The organism is Planobispora longispora (assembly GCF_016863135.1).
In the GTDB taxonomy this organism is placed as follows: Bacteria; Actinomycetota; Actinomycetes; order Streptosporangiales; family Streptosporangiaceae; genus Planobispora; species Planobispora longispora.
Genome location: NZ_BOOH01000019.1, coordinates 397099 through 415277, shown reverse-complemented (window position 1 = coordinate 415277; position 18179 = coordinate 397099). Strand labels below are relative to the sequence as shown.

The following is an 18179-nucleotide window of genomic DNA, read 5'->3' as shown; positions in this document are numbered from 1 at the left end:
AAGTATTTCGCGCGCACGATGAGCATTCGTAGGGCCGCCGCAGGGGGCCGGGCATTCGGCCGCGCGTTCGCAGGCCGTGACGAGGACGGATGGAGAATCACCGTGCAGGACGTCGAGCAGTTCACTTTCCGCCGGGAGGATCTGCTCCCGATGGCGGACCGTTTGCGCCCGCAGTTCCTGGACGCGTCACCGTTCCGGCACATCGTGATCGACGACTTCCTCCCGCCCGCCGTCCTCGAACCCGTGCTCGCGGAGTTCCCCGAGCCCCGGGACGTCGAATGGCAGCAGTTCGACAGCGCCAGGGAGGTGAAGCTGGCGCTGGCCGACACCGAGCGCATGGGCCCCGCCACCCGCCACCTGCTCGCCGAGTTCAACAGCCAGGTCTTCGTCGACTTCTTGGAACGTTTGACCGGCATCGAGCAGCTCGTCCCCGACCCCCACTACGAGGGCGGCGGGCTGCACCAGATCCGTCCCGGCGGCTTCCTCAAGGTGCACGTGGACTTCAACCGGCACCGCCGGCTCAACCTCGACCGTCGGCTCAACGGCCTGCTCTACCTGAACAAGGACTGGGAGGAGAGCTACGGCGGCCACCTGCAGCTGTGGGACAAGGAGATGACCAAGTGCGAGCACGCCATCCTGCCGGTGTTCAACAGGTTCGTCCTGTTCGCCACCACGGATGACGCCAACCATGGTCACCCCGACCCGCTGACCTGCCCGGAGGACCGGGCCCGCCGGTCGATGGCGCTGTACTACTACTCCAACGGCCGCCCGGCCGAGGAGGTCACCGACGACCACACCACCGTCTTCAAGCAGCGCCCGGGCGAGTCCTGGAAGAGCAATCTCCGGCAGGTCGCCAAGCGATGGACCCCGCCCGCCCTGGTGGACCTGGCCTCCCGGCGCAAGGACTAGGCAACCGGCGGTGGGGGAGCCCCGGCTGAGACTGACCTATCTCGACGGCATCCGGGCGATCGCCGCGATGTTCGTCGCGGTCCACCACATCTGGCTGGGCGTCTGGGAGGACTTCCCCGCCAACAGCGGCCCCTGGTGGACCGGCTGGCTGCTCTACGGCCACATCGCCGTGGCCGTCTTCATCGTGCTGTCGGGCTTCTCGCTGGCGATCGAACCGGTCAGGCACGAAGGGCGGATGCGCGGCGGGGCGCGGCGGTTCTTCCGCCGCCGGGCCTGGCGCATCCTGCCCGCCTACTGGGCGGCGCTGGCCTTCTCGATCATCATGATCGCGGTCAGGAACCACGAGCTGCTCGGCCCCGACGGGACGGTGGTCGGACACCAGCCCGTCACGGTCAAGTCCGTGGTCGTCCACGGACTGCTGCTCCAGGACGTCATCGGCAGCCCGTCGCCCAACGGCGCGTTCTGGTCCATCGCCATCGAGTGGCAGATCTACTTCCTGTTCCCGCTGCTGCTGTGGTGGCAGCGCCGGTTCACGGCCCGCTGGCTGGTGCTCGCCACCCTCGCCGCCGTGATCTTCAGTCAGTACGTCTCGCTGCAGTTCGACGTCCTGTCCCCGATCCAGGGCCTCACCCCGCAGTTCCTCGCCCTGTTCGTGTTCGGCATGGTCGCGGCCAACGTCCTGAACGGCCCGCCCCGGCCCCGGCGGTGGGCGATGATCGGCGCGGGGGCCGGCGCGGCGCTCCTGATCGCCTACGCCTGGATCGCCGGCTCGGTCACGGTGGTGGAGAACTTCTTCTGGGTGGACCTGGCCGCGGGAGTCTGCACGGCGCTGCTCCTGACCGGTCTGGTCCACGCGCGCAGAAGCCGCCTGCGCTCCTTCTTCCAGACCCGCTTCCTCCGCTGGACCGGTCGTTTCTCCTACAGCATCTACCTGGTGCACTCGCCCATCCTGCTGACCCTGTGGCACTTCGCCGTGCTGCCCATGCGGCTGGACCCGGTGCCCCGCTTCCTGGTCATGCTGGCTCTCGGCATGCCCGCTGTGATCTTCGGCTCCTGGCTGTTCTCGCGCCTGTTCGAGGAGCCCTTCCTGCGCCACCGCAGCTGGCAGGGGCTCCGCGAGGCGGCCGCGGCCAGGGTCGCCGCGGCCAGGCTCGCCGTGTCCGGGCGTGTCCCGCACCGGGCGCCCGGGACCGGGGTCGCCGATCCCGAGGCGTCGCTGGTCCCCGAGGAGCGCTGATCTCGGGAGCGTCGTCCCCGGGGAACCTGTCGGGAAGCGTCAGCCGTCGTCCGTGTGCCCGTCCGCGTACCAGGCCACGGTCCGCTTCAGGCCCTCCTCCAGCTCGACGGTGGAGCGCCAGCCGAGCACGGCGGCGGCCGGGCCGGGATCGGCGGTCTGCGGGATGTCCAGCGGCCGGTCGGAGACCTCCCCGAACCGGGGCCGTGCCGGGCCGCCGATGATGCGGGACAGCAGCTCGACGACCTCCCGGACCGAGACGCTCGTGCCCGTGCCGACGTCGAAGCCCTCCCCGACGGCCTCGCCCCTGTCGTAGGCGGCGACGAACGCGTCGACGACGTCGTCGACGTAGATCCAGTCGGCGAGCTTGGCGCCGCTGGTGAGCGAGGGCTCCTCACCGCGGAGCAGCGAGAGCGTCACGTACGGCACCAGCTTGGCGGTGTCCCGCTGGCCGGGGCCGTACACCATCGTGGGCCGCAGGATCGTGCACGGCACGTTCCACAGCCTGTGGAAGAGCTGGGCGTATCCGCTCGCGGCCCATTTGGCCATCGCGTACGGCGAGGGAGGGAAAGCCTGGCCGTTGCCCGGCCGGGGCTCCTCCGCGGACCCGGTGAGCAGCACCGTGGTGTCCGGCCGGTCCGCGGCCGCCGACAGCACGTTGACCGTGCTGGCGAGGTTGCTCTCCAGCGTGGGCAGGACGACGTCGCGGTGCCTGGCGCCGTTCACCTCGCTGGCGAGGTGGATCACGACGTCGGGGCGGACGGAGCCGAAGAGCTTGGCGGTGGCGTCCGTGTCGCGCAGGTCGGCGCGGTGCCAGGTCTCGCCGTGCCCGGCGGCTCTGGGGCGGCGGCTGACCGCGTGCACCTCGGCGCCCAGCTCGCTCAGCCGCCTGGCCAGATGGGACCCGATGAATCCGGCGGCGCCGGTCACCAGCGCCCGGCTGCCCGCCCAACGGGAGCGCCGCTGCTCCTCGAACCCGGCAGCGCTCGGAACCGTGTCTTCCATGGACTTCCTTCCACTCAATTCAGATGGGATATGTGGGGAAGGAGGTCGTGGAGGAGCTCGGGAAGAGGGGGACGGCCGGTGACGGGCGGCGCGTCTTCGCGGGCGGTCCCGTCCGGCTGAACGCGGTCTTCGGCGGACCGCCCTGCGGCGCCGCGACTCCCGGCCGGGCGTCGGGCTCCGGCGGATCCACGGCGCCCGCGGCCGGTGGGAGAGGACGCAGACGCTCCGGGGCGCGGGGGGACGGGGCGGGCGGTTGCGGGCCCCGTGCGCGAGACGGCGCTGACGGCCGTTGCAGCCGGCCGCCTCGTCGGTCTCCACCGGCGCCTGCTCGGTGGAGACCGGCCCGCCCGGCGCGGACGGCAGGGCGGGGAAGGCGCTCGACGGCAGCCCTGAAAACGCCATGACGACCAGGAGGGCCACGGCGAGGTGGTGGAGCAAGGCGCGGGAGAGCACGCGATGTCTCCGTAGGGGTCGACTGCTGCCGGCCGCTACGGAGGCATCGTGCAGACCCCGGAGTTAGCCGATCCGCCAAGTGTCTCCGGCGAGGAGCAGGTTGTCCAGATCGCCGGGGCCGCTCTGCGCGACGGCCTCCTCCAGCTGCGTCGCCATCAGCTCGTCGTAGGACGGGCGGTCGACGCTCCGGAAGATCCCGATCGGGACGTGCTCGAAGGCGGGCTCGTCCAGCCGGGACAGCGCGAAGGCCAGCGACGGGTCGGCGCGGTGCGCGTCGTGGACGAGGATCTCCTCCTCGCGCACCGACGCCCGCTCGACGACCTCGATGCCGCCGTCGGCCGCCCGCCGTACCGCCTTGGAGGCCGAGACGATGGGCTGCCCGTGCTCCAGGCGCAGCGTGATGTCGTCACGCTGCTCGGGGTCCTTGAGCTGGTCGAAGGCGCCGTCGTTGAAGATGTTGCAGTTCTGGTAGATCTCCACCAGCGAGGTGCCGTTGTGCTCGGCGGCCTCGCGCAGCACCGACTGCAGGTGCTTGCGGTCGGAGTCGATGGTCCGGGCCACGAAGGAGGCCTCGGCGCCGAGCGCCAGCGAGATCGGGTTGAACGGCTTGTCCAGCGAGCCCATCGGGGTGGACTTCGTGATCTTGCCGACCTCGGAGGTGGGGGAGTACTGGCCCTTGGTCAGACCGTAGATCCTGTTGTTGAACAGCAGGATGTTCAGGTTGACGTTGCGGCGCAGCGCGTGGATCAGGTGGTTGCCGCCGATGGACAGCGAGTCGCCGTCACCGGTGATCACCCACACGCTCAGGTCGGGGCGCGAGGCGGCCAGGCCGGTGGCGATCGCCGGGGCGCGGCCGTGGATGGAGTGGAACCCGTAGGTGTTCATGTAGTACGGGAACCGGGAGGAGCAGCCGATGCCCGAGACGAACACCATGTTCTCGCGCTTGAGGCCGAGCTCCGGGACGAACGACTGCACCGCGGCCAGGATCGCGTAGTCACCGCAGCCCGGGCACCAGCGCACCTCCTGGTCGGACTTGTAGTCCTTCATGGTCTGCTTGGCGTCGGACTTGGGGACCAGGGACAGGCCCCTGCCGTTGACGAGCTCACTCACTGTCGATCACGTCCTGGATCACGCCGGCCAGTTCCTCGGCCTTGAACGGAAGCCCGCGCACGCGGTTGTAGCTGATGATGTCGACCAGGAAGCGGGCGCGCAGCAGCAGCGCGAGCTGGCCGAGGTTGATCTCCGGGAGCAGCACCTTGTCGTAGGACTTCAGCACCTCGCCGGTGTTGGCCGGCAGCGGGTTGAGGTGCCGCAGGTGCGCCTGGGCGACCTTCCCGCCGGACTTGCGGATGCGCCGCACGGCCGCCGCGATCGGGCCGTAGGTCGAGCCCCAGCCCAGCACGAGCACGCGGGCGTCGCCGTCGGGGTCGTCGACCTCCAGCGCCGGGATGTCCTTGGCGATCCCGTCGATCTTGGCCTGACGGAGCCGGACCATGCGGTCGTGGTTGTCGGGATCGTAGGAGATGTTGCCGGTGCCGTCGGCCTTCTCGATGCCGCCGATGCGGTGCTCCAGGCCCGCGGTGCCCGGGACGGCCCAGGGGCGGGCCAGCGTCTCGGGGTCGCGCTTGAACGGCAGGAACGCCTCGCCGTCGTTCGGCTCGGTGGCGAACGGGACGGAGATGTCCGGCAGCTCGGCGGCGCTGGGCACCTTCCACGGCTCGGAGCCGTTGGCCAGGTAGCCGTCGGACAGCAGCATGACCGGCGTGCGGTACTTCACCGCGAGCCGGGCCGCCTCGACGGCCGCGTCGAAGCAGTCGCTCGGCGACATGGCGGCGACGACCGGGAGCGGCGACTCGCCGTTGCGGCCGAACATGGCCATGAGCAGGTCGGTCTGCTCGGTCTTGGTCGGCATGCCGGTCGACGGGCCCGCGCGCTGCACGTCCACCACGATCAGCGGCAGCTCGGTGGTGACGGCCAGGCCGACGGTCTCGGCCTTCAGCGCCACGCCGGGGCCGGAGGTCGTGGTGACGCCCAGCGCCCCGCCGAAGGACGCGCCGAGGGCCGCGCCGACGCCCGCGATCTCGTCCTCGGCCTGGAAGGTGCGGATGCCGAACCGCTTGTGCCTGGAGAGCTCGTGCAGGATGTCCGAGGCCGGGGTGATCGGGTAGGACCCGAGGAACAGCGGGAGCTTCGACTGCACGCTCGCGGCGATCAGACCGTAGGCCAGAGCCTGGTTGCCGGAGATGTTGCGGTAGACGCCCGGGGGCAGCTGCGCGGGCTTGACCTCGTAGGAGACCGAGAAGGACTCGGTGGTCTCGCCGTAGTTCCAGCCCGCGGTGAAGGCCGCGATGTTGGCCTTGGCGATGTCGGGCTTCTTGGCGAACTTGGTCTCCAGGAACGAGATCGTCGCCTCGGTGGGCCGGTGGTAGAGCCAGCTCAGCAGACCGAGGGCGAACATGTTCTTGGAGCGCTCGGCGTCCTTCTTGGAGAGGTCGAAGTCCTCCAGCGCCTTGACCGTCAGAGAGGTCAGCGGCACCGGGTGGACCCGCCACTCGGCCAGCGAGCCGTCCTCCAGCGGGTTGGCGTCGTAGCCGACCTTCTGCAGGTTGCGCTTGGTGAACTCGTCGGTGTTGGCGATGATGTCGGCGCCGCGCGGCAGGTCGCCGAGGTTGGCCTTGAGCGCGGCGGGGTTCATCGCGACCAGGACGTTGGGAGCGTCACCGGGGGTGAGGATGTCGTGGTCGGCGAAGTGGAGCTGGAAGCTCGACACGCCCGGCAGGGTGCCTGCGGGGGCGCGGATCTCCGCGGGGAAGTTGGGGAGGGTGGAGAGGTCGTTGCCGAACTCCGCCGTTCCGGCAGTGAAGCGATCACCCGTGAGCTGCATGCCGTCGCCGGAGTCGCCGGCGAAACGGATGATCACGCGGTCGAGTTGCTGAACCTGCTTCGTCACAGCTCAGTCCTCCTCGACGCGCCAGGGCGCCGTTGCTGATGGCAAGTTCTTCATTTCCATGCTAGATCCCTCAGGGTCACGCGGCGGTCTTCGCGTTCCACTCGGCGGAGGAGTGTGACGTATGTCGCATATCCTCGGCGGGCCGCAGCGGTGTGGACGTGGGGCGCTGGGGCGTCCGCCCGGGCGCGGGGACGCCGGGGGTGGGTCACGGACGCGGGCGGTCGGCCCGACACAGCCCGGAAGCGAGCCGGCACAGATCCACGTGCAGGCGGCCGAAGAGGACAGTGGGGGTCACGGTGCCCAACTATATGTCCCGCCGGGCCGTAAGCCTTATCCCATCCAGCTATGGGGTCATAGTCGCTGGCTATGACATTGATCACGGTGCCGCCGCCGGGGACGGGCCGGAGTCGCGGGTCTCGCCCGGCCGCGTTCCGGCGGAGCCGTACAGTTCGGGCACCGTGACGAAGACGTAGCCCTGCGCGGTGAGAGTCCGCAGGATCTCGGGGGTCGCGTCGGCGGCCGTGCGCCGGACGTCGTGCATGAGGATGATCGCTCCCGGCTCCGCCTCGGCGACGGCCCGGCGGGCGACGCTCCCGGGGTCGGGGTCCCGCAGGTCCGCCGGGTCGACGCTCCAGCGGATCACCGACAGGCCCATCTCCGCCGCGACCTCCGCCACCTTCTCGTCGGTCGCGCCGTACGGCGGGCGCATCAGCGTGGGGGCCTGCCCGGTCGCCCGGGTGATCGCCTCCTGCGCCCGGCCGAGCTGGTAGGCGATCTTGCTGGTCGGCAGGGAGGTGAGGTCGCGGTGGGACCAGGTGTGGTTGGCCACCAGGTGCCCCTCCCGGCTCATCCGCCGCAGCAGATCGGGCTGGGCGGCGGCGTTCGTGCCGACGGCGAAGAAGGTGGCCCGCGCCCCGTGCTCGGCCAGGACGTCCAGCAGCGCGCCGGTTCCGGGGCCGGGGCCGTCGTCGTAGGTCAGTGCCACGCACTTGGCGCGCGCGCAGTCCACGGCGTCCGCCCGGGTGCTCCGCGCCGGGGGCCGGTCGGCGGCCGCGGCCTCGATGTCCGCGGCGGAGGGGACCTGCGCCCGGTTCTTCCGCGCGGTCACCGCCGCCGAGCGCGCCCGCACCCCGGTGGGGGACAGCAGGCCCGCCACCTTCTCCTCGGGTACGGCCACCGCCACCCGGCCCAGCGATCCGGCCGCCACCTGGTAGTCGTCGAACTCCACGACGAGATCGCCGTCGCGGTTGAAGGAGAGGGAGTCGAAGAGCTCCTCGCCCGCCTTGACGGCGTCCACGTCCACGACCTGGCTGCGGCCCGCCAGCTCCACCCGGGCCAGGGCGGCCAGCGCGTTCAGCGCCGAGCGGTCCTTGAGCAGGCCGGTGGAGTCCATGGCCCGCTTCTCCACGCGGTCGTACCAGACCGTGGTCCTGGAGGTGGTCCAGCCGGTCCCGGTGGACTCGCCGACGCTCAGCCGTACCCCGATGACCTGGTCCGAGACGGCGGCGAGCTGCCAGTCGACGTTGAGCTCGGGGGACGTCGCCGAGGGGTCCTTCCCGAACCGGCCCACGTGCCCGGTCACCACCGCGCGGAGCTTCTCGGCCAGGAGGGGGGCGCCGTCCACGACGGGGTAGGCGGCGTGGACGCGACGGTCGCCGGAGTCACTCTCCGTAATCGTCTCCGTACCCAGGCCCGGCACCGTGGAGGGGTCCACGTAGTCGATCAGCGTGGGCTCCGAGGCCATGAGTTCCTTCGCGGACAGCGAGGTGGTCGTGGCCGCGCCGCAACCGATGACGGTCGCGGCGACGAGGGCGATCCCTCCGGCGAGGCGCGTTTTGGGCATAAATGAACGGTAGACGGAGAGTTATCCTATTTACCCTCCCTTGGGATTACCTGGGCGCAGGCTTTGTCGTATCCAGGTTTAACGGATTCGGAGGGTGACGGGTCCTGTGTGCACAGTTATCAAAAGGGCTCGATCCACTGACCGGTCACCCCGGCGTTCCGATGTCCGGGAGGCCGCCGAGGGCTCCGGGGCGGCCCCACCGGGAAGCCCCTTCCCTCCGCCGGGCGAAGTCGCGTCTCCGGTGAGCGGACGACCTGATTTCGGATGCGGGCAAGTTCTATCCCCTATGGGATAGAAATCCATATTCTCGGCAGATGGACCTTCCGGGATCTCGAGCGGGATTCACCCGATCAGAGCAACTCCAACGACGGCTTCACGAGGTCATCCCCGGCGGGGCGCACACCTACGCCAGGGGCGCGGACCAGTACCCCGAAGGAATGGCCCCCGTCCTGGTGCGAGGCCGGGGGGCGCGGGTCTGGGACGCGGACGGCAACTGCTTCGTCGAGTACGGCATGGGCCTGCGCGCGGTCACGCTCGGCCACGCCTACCCGCCGGTCCTGGACGCCGTGCGCGCGGTCCTCGGCGACGGCGTGAGCTTCAGCAGGCCGACCGAGCTGGAGCTGGCCGCGGCCGAGGACTTCCTGGCACTCCTGCCCGGAGCCGACATGGTGAAGTTCGGCAAGAACGGCTCGGACGCCACCACGGCCGCCGTCCGGCTGGCCCGCGCGGCGACCGGCCGGGACATGGTGGCCGTCTGCGACCAGCCCTTCTTCTCGACCGACGACTGGTTCGTCGGCGCGCTGGAGATGAACGCCGGCGTGCCCGCCGCGACGCGGCGGCAGACCGTGCGCTTCCGCTTCAACGACCTGGACTCCCTGCGGGAGCTGTTCGACGCGCACGACGGGCGGATCGCGTGCGTGGTCATGGAGCAGGCGACCGCGCTCGCCGAGCCCGCCCCCGGGTTCCTGGAGGGCGTGCGCGAGCTGTGCGACCGGCACGGCGCCGTGCTCGTCTTCGACGAGATGATCACCGGGTTCCGCTGGGCCACCGGAGGGGCGCAGGCGGTCTACGGGGTCCGGCCCGACCTGTCGTGCTGGGGCAAGGCGATGGGCAACGGCTTCCCGATCGCCGCGCTGGCCGGGCGGAGGGAGCTCATGGAACTGGGCGGCCTGCGGACGGACGCGCCGCGGGTGTTCCTGATGTCCACCACGAACGGGCCGGAGACGATGTCCCTGGCGGCGTTGCGCGCCGTCATCGGCGCCTACGCGGAGACCGACCCGGTGGGCGCCATGGAGCGGCTCGGGCGCCTGCTGGCCGAGGGCGTCAACGAGGCCGCCGCGGAGCTGGGCGTGCAGGATCACGTGGCGGCCGTCGGCAGGCCGTCCTGCCTGGTGTTCACCACGAAGGACGGCGAGGGACGGCCCTCCCAGCCCTACCGGACGCTGTTCCTTCAGGAACTGCTGCGGCGCGGAGTGCTCGGCCAGTCCTTCGTGATCTCGGCGGCGCACACGGAACAAGAGGTCGCGCACACCGTCGACACCGCGCGCGAGGCGATGCTGGTGTACCGCAAGGCGCTGGAGAAGGGCTCCGTGGACGGCTTCCTGACGGGACGGCCGGTCGCCCCGGCCCTCCGCCGCCACGCGGACCCGCGCCGCATCCCCTGACCCGCCGCGGCTCCGGGACCACCGGATCTCTGACCCGCCGCCTCCCGCCCTGTGACGGGAGGCGGCCGGCGGTTACGATCGTTCCGTGGACGAGTATTTCGGCTCGTATGCCGTGGTCGTCGCGCTCTTCGCGATCGGCGTCGTCATCTTCGCGGGAGCGCTGTTCGGCAACCGGATGCTCCGCCCGAACCGGCCGACCCCCGAGAAGCTGACGACCTACGAGTGCGGCATCGACCCGGTCGGCGACGGCTGGGCCCAGTCCCAGGTCCGCTACTACGTGTTCACCTACCTCTACGTGGTGTTCGCGGTCGACGCGGTCTTCCTCTTCCCCTGGGCGACGGTCTTCGCCGCGCCCGGGTTCGGGATGACCACCCTGGTCGAGATGTTCGTCTTCCTGGGCTTCATCGCGCTGGGAATCCTCTACGCCTGGCGCAAGCGCGTACTCGCCTGGACCTGAGCGGCGGAGGAGAATGCGGGTTATGGCGGATCTCCCGATGCCCACCCTGGGGCCGGTCGCACGGCTGGCTCCCAAGCCCATGCGCTTCATCCTCAACTGGGGACGGCGCTACTCGCTCTGGGCGTTCAACTTCGGCCTGGCCTGCTGCGCGATCGAGTTCATCGCGACCACGATGAGCAGGCACGACTTCATCAGGTTCGGGGTGATCCCGTTCGCGAACGGCCCCAGGCAGGCCGACCTGATGATCGTCTCGGGCACGGTGACCGACAAGATGGCCCCGGCCGTCAAGCGGCTCTACGAGCAGATGCCCGACCCGAAGTACGTGATCTCCTTCGGCGCCTGCTCCAACACCGGAGGACCGTACTGGGACTCCTACTGCGTCACCAAGGGCGTCGACCAGATCATCCCGGTGGACGTCTACGTCCCCGGCTGCCCGCCCCGGCCCGAGGCCCTGCTCTACGGAATCATGAAGCTCCAGGAGAAGATCGCCGCCGAGACCCTGGGCGACCGCTACGCCGCCGGGGAGAAGGGGCCGGGCGCGTGACCTCCATCGAGACTCTCATCGAGGAGCGGTACGGCTCCCGCGTGCAGGTGTCGCAGACGTTCGGCGAGACCACCGCGGACGTGCCGGCCGGAGACTGGCTCGGGCTGCTCGAGGCCGCCCGCGACGCGGGATACGTCTTCTTCGACTGGCTGACCGGCGTCGACGACCCCCCGGAGGGGTTCCAGGTCGTCGCGCACCTCTACGACCCGGTGGAGCGGGCCCGCCTGCTGCTGCGCACCCGGGTGCCCCGCGAGGACCCCCGGCTGCCCAGCGCGGTCGGCGTGTTCCGGGGCGCGAACTGGCACGAGCGCGAGACCTTCGAGATGTTCGGGGTGGTCTTCGAGGGCCATCCGAACCTGGTCCCGCTGCTGCTGCCCGACAGGTTCGAGGGCTTCCCGCTCCGCAAGGACTTCGTGCTGGCCTCCCGGGTCGCCAAGGCCTGGCCGGGGGCGAAGGAGCCCGGTGAGTCCGATCACGGCTCGCCGAGCCGGCGCAAGACGCTTCCCCCCGGAGTCCCGGCCGACTGGGGGCGTGATGGCTGAGGTGCTCGACGCCGCCGTACGGCTCATCGCGATCGTCGCGGTCTTCCTCGTGCTGCCGCTGGTCGCCGGGCAGACGGAGCACAAGGTCATGGCGCACATGCAGTCCCGTCTCGGCCCGATGTACGCCGGGGGATTCCACGGCTGGGCCCAGCTGATCGCCGACGGGGTCAAGTTCATCCAGAAGGAGGACGTGATCCCGGCCGCGGCCGACCGCCGGGTCTTCGGCCTGGCCCCCGCCGTCGCGCTGGTGCCGTACCTGGTGGTGATGGTCGTCATCCCGATCGGCCCCGGCCTGGTCGGGGTGGACCTGGACGCCGGCCTGTTCTTCGTGCTCGCGGTGATGGGCATCGGCGTGCTCGGCTCGATCATGGCCGGCTGGTCCTCCGGGAACAAGTACTCCCTGATGGGCGGGATGCGCTCGGCCGCCCAGCTCATGTCCTACGAGCTGCCGCTGGTGCTGGCGGCCTCCAGCGTCGCGATGGCGGCGGGCACGCTCTCGCTGCCGGGCATCGTGGAGGCCTGGCAGTGGTGGTGGCTGCCCTGGCAGGCGGTCGGCGGCGTGGTGTTCTTCATGGCGGGGCTCGCCGAGCTCCGCCGCCCGCCGTTCGACATGCCGATCGCCGAGTCCGAGATCATCATGGGCCCGATGACGGAGTACACCGGGATCCGGTTCGCCCTGTTCATGCTGGCCGAGTACGCCGGGATCATCGTGCTCTCCGCGCTCACCAGCGTGCTCTTCCTGGGCGGCTGGCACGGGCCGCTGCTGCCCGGGCCCGTGTGGATGCTCATCAAGGTGTTCGCCCTGGTGTTCGTGGTGATCTGGGTCCGGGTGAGCTACCCCCGGCTCCGCGAGGACCAGCTGCAGAAGCTCGCCTGGGCCGGGCTGGTCCCGCTGGCCCTGGCCCAGCTCGCGCTCACGGGGATCGTCAAGGTCCTCACCGTCTGACGGTCCCTCTCAGTGGACGATCCGCAGCATGATGTCGGCGGCGGTGGGCCGCTTGGCGGGGTCCTTCTCCAGGCAGACGGCGGCCAGCGGGCGCAGCGACGGCGGCAGCGGCGACAGGTCCGGCTGCTGGTTGAGCACCCGGTTGAGGATGGCGGGGATGGTGTCCGAGCCGAAGGCGACGCGGCCCGAGGCGGCGAAGATCATGGTGGACGCCCAGCTGAACACGTCGGACTCCGGGCCGACGTGTCCCCCGCCGAGCTGCTCGGGGGACATGTAGGCGGGCGTGCCCATCACGCTGGAGGTCACGGTGACCTGGTCGAGGGCGCGGGCGATACCGAAGTCGATCACCCGGGGCCCGTCGGAGCCGATCAGCACGTTGGCCGGCTTGAAGTCGCGGTGGACGACCCCCGCCCGGTGGATGGCGGCCAGCGCGCCCGCCGTGGCCAGGGCCAGCCGGGTCAGCCCGTCCTCGTCGCGGGGCCCCTTGTCGCGGACGAGCTCCTCCAGTGAGACGCCGTCCACATATTCGCTGACGACGTACGCCTGGTCGTCGTTGATGTTGACGTCCAGCACCCGGGCGGTGGAGAAGGTGGCGACCTTGCGGGTCGACTCCACCTCCCGCATGAACCGTTCGCGGGCCGTCTGGTTGCCGACGAAGCGTTCGTGCAGGACCTTGATCGCCACCTTCTGCCCCTGCGGGGTGAGGGCCAGGTGGACCGTTCCCTGGCCGCCCTGGCCGATGGTGCGGATCAGCCGGTACGGCCCGATCCAGCCCTGCGTGGTCAGGGCCGGCTCCGGTGGCCGGCCATGCCCGTGCCGGGGGTAGCGCTCCTGGGTGGGATGACTCTGGAAGTGGTGCTGGGGGCCGGGGACGGGCGTGTTCCCGGACGTGGGCTGGGTGGGCACGGTCGAGGGCGGGGGCAGGTACAGACCGGCGGGCGGTGTGACCGGGGCGTGGCGGGACGGCTCCTGGAAGACCCGGTTCCGGATGATCAGAGCGTGGCCCGTCCCGCCCAGCCAGCTGCCGACCAGCCCGATCGTGAGTGAGATGTCCAGCCAGGTCGGGATCAGGTCGGAATCTCCGTAGGTGCCCGCTCCGATGACGAAAACGCCCATTCCGAGGGTGTAGAGAGCGGTCGCGATGACGAGCGGCACGCTCCGGAGGCGCGATGCGGCGAATCCCATGACGAACGGCGTTCCGAAACCGCAGGTGAGCATGGGGATGAACGCCCACAACACGGTCAGGCCCGTGTTGGAGGGCGTGGGCTGCGGCCCGTGTGGCTGCTGCGGGTGGTGAGGGTTCCAGGCGGAGCCGTACTGCTGGGACATGGCGCGAACAATACGTATATCTGGAGACTCTTGCAGTCCCCTTCCCGATGGATTTCCACGACAGGCCGAAGACTCGAACACACAGACTGTGGATAACGGCTGTGGATAACGTGTGGATTCTGGGGATGACGTCTTCGTTCGGACCGCCGCATTCCCGAGCGCCGTGCCGTGCGCCATGATGTTGAAGTGGCGCGGATACCAGGAGTAGGACTGGCGAAGGGACTGTCCGTCACCCTTCGCCACATGTTGCGCAGGTCGGTGACCCAGCAATACCCCGAGGTGCGGCCTGACCTGCCTGCCCGGAGCCGGGGGGTGATCGCGCTGGTCGAGGAGAACTGCACGGTGTGCATGCTCTGCGCCCGTGAGTGTCCCGACTGGTGCATCTACATCGACTCGCACAAGGAGACCCTCCCCGCCCCGGAAGGCGGCCGCCCGCGCGCCCGCAACGTGCTCGACCGCTTCGCGATCGACTTCTCCCTGTGCATGTACTGCGGGATCTGCATCGAGGTCTGCCCCTTCGACGCCCTGTTCTGGTCGCCGGAGTTCGAGTACGCCGAGGGCGACATCCGCAACCTCGTCCACGAGAAGGACCGGCTGGCGGCCTGGGCCCAGACGGTGCCCCCGCCCCCCGCCCACGAGCTCAACGCCGATCCTCCCAAGGAACTCGCGGCGGCCTCCCGCCCCGCCCGCCCCACTCCCGGCCCCGCCGGCTCCCGTCCCGCCCGCCCCGCTCCCGGCCGGAGCCCCGGCAAGGAGGAGCCCCCTTCCGTCCGGAGCCCCGGCAAGGAAGAACTCCCTTCCGCCCGGGGTGCCGATGACGAGGGCCCCGCTCCCGGCCGGGACTCCGGCGAGGCGGCAGGGGGAGCCCGAGCCGGAGGCGAGGATGAGCAGCCCGGCTCCTCCTCCGACGAGCCGTCCGCGCGCCAGGCCGGCACGGACCGTCCGGATCGGCCGGTACGGCGGACATCGGCCGGGCACGCCAACGTCCGGGCGATAAGGCCGCCGGGCTCGCTCCCGAAGAAGGACGACTCTCCCACGGCGCGGTCCCTTTCCACGGAACCGACCACGGAGCGGCCGGCTGCAGACCGGCCGTCCACAGACCGGCCGGATCTCACGAAATCGTCCACAGCTGAGAGCGGCGCACCCCCCGCCGACGGCCCAACGGAGCAGACTTCTGCCACGGACCCCGATGGAGCAACCGAGGAGGAGTCGTGACGGAGGCAGTGCCGTCCTATCTGTCACCGACCGGGCAGGAGATCGTCTTCCTCCTTCTGGGCGCGGTGGCGGTCGGGGCGGGCTTGCTCGTCGTCACCACCAGACAGCTCGTTCACGCCGCGCTCTGGCTGGTCGTCTGCTTCGGAGCCATGGCCGGGTGCTATCTGGTGCTGACGGCCGAGTTCGTCGCGTGGGTCCAGGTGCTGATCTATGTCGGAGCCGTCGTCGTCCTGCTCCTGTTCGGCATCATGCTCACCCGCGCTCCCATCGGCAGGTCCGCCGACCTCGACAGCGGCAACAAGACGGTCGCCGCCATCGTGGCGGTCGCGACCGCCGCCGTGCTGGTGACCGTGGTCATCGACGGCTTCCGCACGGCATACACCCCCCTCGATCCCGGTACGGGCGCGGCCAAGGAGCTCGGCTCCACCATCTTCCGGAACTGGGTCCTCCCCTTCGAGGCTCTCTCGGTCCTGCTGCTCGCCGCTCTGATCGGAGCCATCGTCATCTCCCGCACCGACATCCGGGGGAGGAACTGACGTGCACGTCGTCTACCCGGCGATCGTCTCGGCGCTGCTGTTCTCCATCGGGGTGTACGGCGTGCTCGCCCGCCGCAACACCATCCTCGTCCTCATGTCCGTCGAGCTGATGCTCAACGCGGTCAACCTCAACCTGGTCGCATTCGACGTGTGGTTGCGCGACCGCCTCCACGGCGGGCAGGTCCTCACGCTCTTCGTCATCGTGATCGCCGCCGCCGAGGTCGGTCTCGGCCTGGCCATCGTCCTCGCCCTTTACCGCAACCGCCAGACCGTAGATCTCGACCGTCTCCGAGCCCTGGCCGAGCCCTCATCCGTCACCCCCGCAACGCCCGCTCCCGGCCCCGCCGCCCCCGGCGTGAGCCCCTCCGCCCCCGGCATCGCCTCCGCGGGCTACGAGGGCCCCGCTCCCACTCCCGGCGCGGCCTCCGCTCCTGACGCAGGCTCCGCTCCTGGCCCGGGCCCCGCTGCCGCTCCCGAGCCGGATGACCAACGCACCCGAGCCGGAGGCGAGGGCGGGATGGCCGACGACGCGGCGGCTCCGTCGGCGGCCGGGGGAGAACGGACGACCCGGCGGAGGGAGGAGTCGTGATCACTTTTGCCGCACTGGCCGTCCTGCTGCCGTTTCTGGCCGCGGTCGCCGGCCTGCTCGGTTCTCGGTGGCCGAGACGCGCGCGGGATGAGCAGGGCGACAGGAGGGCGGATCGCCGGGCCGCCTGGATCGCCGTCGTGCCGACCGCGATCTCCGCTGCTCTCGCGGGCTGGCTGGCCTATGCCGACTGGGCGGGGCTCGGCCGAGACGGGGAGAGCCTGACCGCGGCTGCGGCCGGACCGGGCGGCGCGGGCGGGATCGACGGCGTCACGGGCACGCTCACCGTCGTCGACACGGGTTCGATCCCCATCTCCCTCGGGCTGCTCGTCGACGGGCTCGCGGCGACAATCGGCGTGCTGGTCACGATGGTCGCGCTCGCCGTGCAGATCTACTCCGTCGGCTACCTGCACGGTGATCGCCGTTACCCCTCCTACAGCGCGTTCATCAGCCTGTTCACCAGTGCCATGCTCCTGGTCGTCTACGCGGCCGACCTCCTCGTCCTCTACGTGGGCTGGGAGGTCATGGGCCTGTGCTCCTATCTCCTCATCGGGCACTGGTGGGAAGATCGCGACAACTCCCGCGCGGCGGTCAAGGCGTTCCTGGTCACCCGGCTCGGTGACGTGGGCTTCCTGTTCGGGATCTTCGTCCTCGGCGCGGCGGCGGACAGTTTCAAGATCGCCGATGTCCTGGCCGCGGTCCCGGAGATGTCCTCGGGAACGCTCATCGCCGCGACCATGCTCCTCCTGGCCGGAGTGGCCGGAAAGAGCGCCCAGGTCCCGCTGCACACCTGGCTCCCGGACGCGATGGCAGGCCCGACCCCGATCAGCGCCCTCATCCACGCCGCCACGATGGTCGCCGCGGGCATCTTCATCGTCGCCCGTCTCTACCCGGCCTTCCTCGCCGCCGGGCCCACGCTGGACGTGCTCGCCGTCCTGGCCGCGCTCGGCATGCTCGGCGCCGCCCTCGCCGCGCTCGCCCAGGACGACCTCAAGCGTGTTCTCGCCTACTCCACGATCAGCCAGCTCGCGTACATGGCGGCGGCGCTGGCCGCGGGCTCGGACAGCGCGGCGATCTTCCACCTGGTCACGCACGGCGCATTCAAGGCTCTGCTCTTCCTGTGCGCCGGGGCGGTCATCCATGCGGTCGGCTCCAACCTGATGAGCACGATGGGCGGCCTCCGCAGAGAGCTCCCCGTCACTTTCGTCACGATGACGATCGGCTTCGCCGCCCTGATGGGGCTCCCTCCGGCGAGCGGTTTCTTCAGCAAGGACGAGGTGCTGGTGGCCGTCGAAGGGGCGATCTCGCAGGGGACGCTCACCGACGCGGCCGCCCTGCTGCTGTACGGCAGCGCCCTCGTCACCGTCGCCGTGACCGGCGCCTACTCCACCCGCGCGTGGTTGCGGACCTTCTTCGGCATGCGACCGGTCGTCGCGCTCCCCGAGCCCGCCCCGGGCACCGCCCACGTGATCGAGACCCAGGAGGCTCCGGCCACCATGAAGTGGCCGATCGTGATCCTCGCCGTGCCGGCCCTGCTCCTCGGGTTCGTCCGGGTCGCCGACGTCCACGTGGGCACGGCGGGGCTGAGCGTCGCCCTGGCACTCCTGGGTGCGGGAACGGTTTACGCGGTATGGCGGAGCGCCCCCCTGAGCGATCCCGCGCGGATGCTCGGCCCCCTCCGCCTTCCCTGCGAGCGGGCCTTCTTCATCGACTCCGTCTACCGGCTGGTGTTCGTCGTCCCGGTCCTCGTCCTCGCCCGCCTGGTCATCCGTACGGACGATCGGGTGGTGGACGGCGCGGTGCGCGGTTCCGGCCGGATGACACTGGGACTGTCAGGCGTGGTGCGTCTCGTTCAGAACGGCAACGCCCAGCTCTACGTGACCGGCCTGCTCGCGGGCGTGCTGCTCATCTCGGTCGGGGCGGTGATGTTCGGATGACCCCCCTGGCGTCCCGGGCGACTTCCCGC

16 protein-coding genes and 1 pseudogene are annotated in these 18179 nt (G+C 70.6%); 11 read left to right on the top strand and 6 right to left on the bottom strand.

What is annotated here, in order from left to right:
• Positions 1-102 precede the first annotated feature (102 nt).
• The gene (locus tag Plo01_RS13100) at positions 103-909 is read left to right on the top strand and encodes a 2OG-Fe(II) oxygenase (protein WP_203890809.1); all 807 of its coding nucleotides are present in this window, start codon (positions 103-105) and stop codon (positions 907-909) included.
• A gap of 10 nt (positions 910-919) precedes the next feature.
• On the top strand, positions 920-2146 hold the full coding sequence (locus tag Plo01_RS13095) for an acyltransferase family protein (RefSeq protein WP_203890808.1): 1227 nt from the start codon (positions 920-922) through the stop codon (positions 2144-2146).
• Between the two features lie 39 nt (positions 2147-2185).
• Here the strand turns inward: Plo01_RS13095 and Plo01_RS13090 are convergent, their stop codons facing one another.
• The 5 genes from Plo01_RS13090 to Plo01_RS13075 form a co-directional block, all read right to left on the bottom strand.
• Positions 2186-3148, bottom strand: a complete 963-nt coding sequence (locus Plo01_RS13090) for an NAD-dependent epimerase/dehydratase family protein (RefSeq protein ID WP_203890807.1) — start codon at positions 3146-3148, stop codon at positions 2186-2188.
• Positions 3149-3664: 516 nt separating this feature from the next.
• Positions 3665-4648 carry a 2-oxoacid:ferredoxin oxidoreductase subunit beta gene (locus tag Plo01_RS13085; protein WP_373871685.1) on the bottom strand — a complete coding sequence of 328 codons (984 nt, stop codon included), beginning with the start codon at positions 4646-4648 and terminating at the stop codon, positions 3665-3667.
• A 55-nt stretch (positions 4649-4703) separates the two neighbouring features.
• A complete protein-coding gene (locus Plo01_RS13080; RefSeq protein ID WP_203890805.1) occupies positions 4704-6551 on the bottom strand; it encodes a 2-oxoacid:acceptor oxidoreductase subunit alpha in 1848 nt (615 codons plus the stop codon).
• Between the two features lie 205 nt (positions 6552-6756).
• Entirely contained in the window at positions 6757-6846 is a 90-nt protein-coding gene (locus Plo01_RS41300; protein ID WP_373871680.1) for a putative leader peptide, read from the bottom strand.
• 81 nt (positions 6847-6927) lie between these two features.
• Positions 6928-8394, bottom strand: coding sequence for a polysaccharide deacetylase family protein (locus Plo01_RS13075; RefSeq protein ID WP_203890804.1), 1467 nt, complete (start codon positions 8392-8394; stop codon positions 6928-6930).
• 314 nt (positions 8395-8708) lie between these two features.
• Here Plo01_RS13075 and Plo01_RS13070 point away from each other — a divergent pair, with 314 nt between their 5' ends.
• The 5 genes from Plo01_RS13070 to nuoH all read left to right on the top strand — a co-directional run bounded on the left by Plo01_RS13070 (position 8709) and on the right by nuoH (position 12547).
• Positions 8709-10058 (top strand): glutamate-1-semialdehyde 2,1-aminomutase, encoded by a 1350-nt coding sequence (locus Plo01_RS13070; RefSeq protein ID WP_203890803.1) that lies wholly within the window; start codon positions 8709-8711, stop codon positions 10056-10058.
• An 85-nt stretch (positions 10059-10143) separates the two neighbouring features.
• On the top strand, positions 10144-10515 hold the full coding sequence (locus Plo01_RS13065) for an NADH-quinone oxidoreductase subunit A (protein ID WP_203890802.1): 372 nt from the start codon (positions 10144-10146) through the stop codon (positions 10513-10515).
• Positions 10516-10537: 22 nt separating this feature from the next.
• On the top strand, positions 10538-11059 hold the full coding sequence (locus Plo01_RS13060; RefSeq protein ID WP_203890801.1) for an NADH-quinone oxidoreductase subunit B: 522 nt from the start codon (positions 10538-10540) through the stop codon (positions 11057-11059).
• Positions 11056-11601 carry an NADH-quinone oxidoreductase subunit C gene (locus tag Plo01_RS13055; protein ID WP_239316217.1) on the top strand — a complete coding sequence of 182 codons (546 nt, stop codon included), beginning with the start codon at positions 11056-11058 and terminating at the stop codon, positions 11599-11601. Before Plo01_RS13060 ends, Plo01_RS13055 begins: the two co-directional genes overlap by 4 nt.
• Positions 11594-12547: an NADH-quinone oxidoreductase subunit NuoH gene (gene nuoH / locus Plo01_RS13050; RefSeq protein WP_203890800.1), complete on the top strand. Its 954-nt coding sequence runs from the start codon at positions 11594-11596 to the stop codon at positions 12545-12547. The genes Plo01_RS13055 and nuoH overlap by 8 nt, the downstream gene beginning before the upstream one ends.
• Positions 12548-12556: 9 nt before the next feature.
• Here nuoH and Plo01_RS13045 read toward each other — a convergent pair whose 3' ends face one another.
• Positions 12557-13876, bottom strand: coding sequence for a serine/threonine-protein kinase (locus tag Plo01_RS13045; RefSeq protein WP_203890799.1), 1320 nt, complete (start codon positions 13874-13876; stop codon positions 12557-12559).
• Between the two features lie 243 nt (positions 13877-14119).
• Between Plo01_RS13045 and Plo01_RS13040 the strand changes: the two genes are divergently transcribed.
• The 4 genes and pseudogenes from Plo01_RS13040 to Plo01_RS13025 all read left to right on the top strand — a co-directional run bounded on the left by Plo01_RS13040 (position 14120) and on the right by Plo01_RS13025 (position 18150).
• Positions 14120-15091, top strand: coding sequence for a 4Fe-4S binding protein (locus tag Plo01_RS13040; protein WP_203890798.1), 972 nt, complete (start codon positions 14120-14122; stop codon positions 15089-15091).
• On the top strand, positions 15088-15627 hold the full coding sequence (locus tag Plo01_RS13035; protein ID WP_203890797.1) for an NADH-quinone oxidoreductase subunit J family protein: 540 nt from the start codon (positions 15088-15090) through the stop codon (positions 15625-15627). The genes Plo01_RS13040 and Plo01_RS13035 overlap by 4 nt, the downstream gene beginning before the upstream one ends.
• Position 15628: 1 nt before the next feature.
• Positions 15629-15910: pseudogene (nuoK, locus tag Plo01_RS13030) on the top strand (NADH-quinone oxidoreductase subunit NuoK); the annotation flags it as partial.
• A 302-nt stretch (positions 15911-16212) separates the two neighbouring features.
• Positions 16213-18150 (top strand): NADH-quinone oxidoreductase subunit 5 family protein, encoded by a 1938-nt coding sequence (locus Plo01_RS13025; protein ID WP_203890796.1) that lies wholly within the window; start codon positions 16213-16215, stop codon positions 18148-18150.
• Positions 18151-18179: the final 29 nt, after the last annotated feature.

Bases quoted from the DNA above. Each gene is read 5' to 3' on its own strand.
- Plo01_RS13090 (WP_203890807.1), bottom strand. From the start codon at position 3,148: ATGGAAGACACGGTTCCGAGCGCTGCCGGGTTCGAGGAGCAGCGGCGC.
- Plo01_RS13085 (WP_373871685.1), bottom strand. From the start codon at position 4,648: ATGAAGGACTACAAGTCCGACCAGGAGGTGCGCTGGTGCCCGGGCTGC.
- Plo01_RS13075 (WP_203890804.1), bottom strand. From the start codon at position 8,394: ATGCCCAAAACGCGCCTCGCCGGAGGGATCGCCCTCGTCGCCGCGACC.
- Plo01_RS13070 (WP_203890803.1), top strand. From the start codon at position 8,709: ATGGACCTTCCGGGATCTCGAGCGGGATTCACCCGATCAGAGCAACTC.
- Plo01_RS13060 (WP_203890801.1), top strand. From the start codon at position 10,538: ATGGCGGATCTCCCGATGCCCACCCTGGGGCCGGTCGCACGGCTGGCT.
- nuoH (WP_203890800.1), top strand. From the start codon at position 11,594: ATGGCTGAGGTGCTCGACGCCGCCGTACGGCTCATCGCGATCGTCGCG.
- Plo01_RS13045 (WP_203890799.1), bottom strand. From the start codon at position 13,876: ATGTCCCAGCAGTACGGCTCCGCCTGGAACCCTCACCACCCGCAGCAG.
- Plo01_RS13040 (WP_203890798.1), top strand. From the start codon at position 14,120: ATGTTGCGCAGGTCGGTGACCCAGCAATACCCCGAGGTGCGGCCTGAC.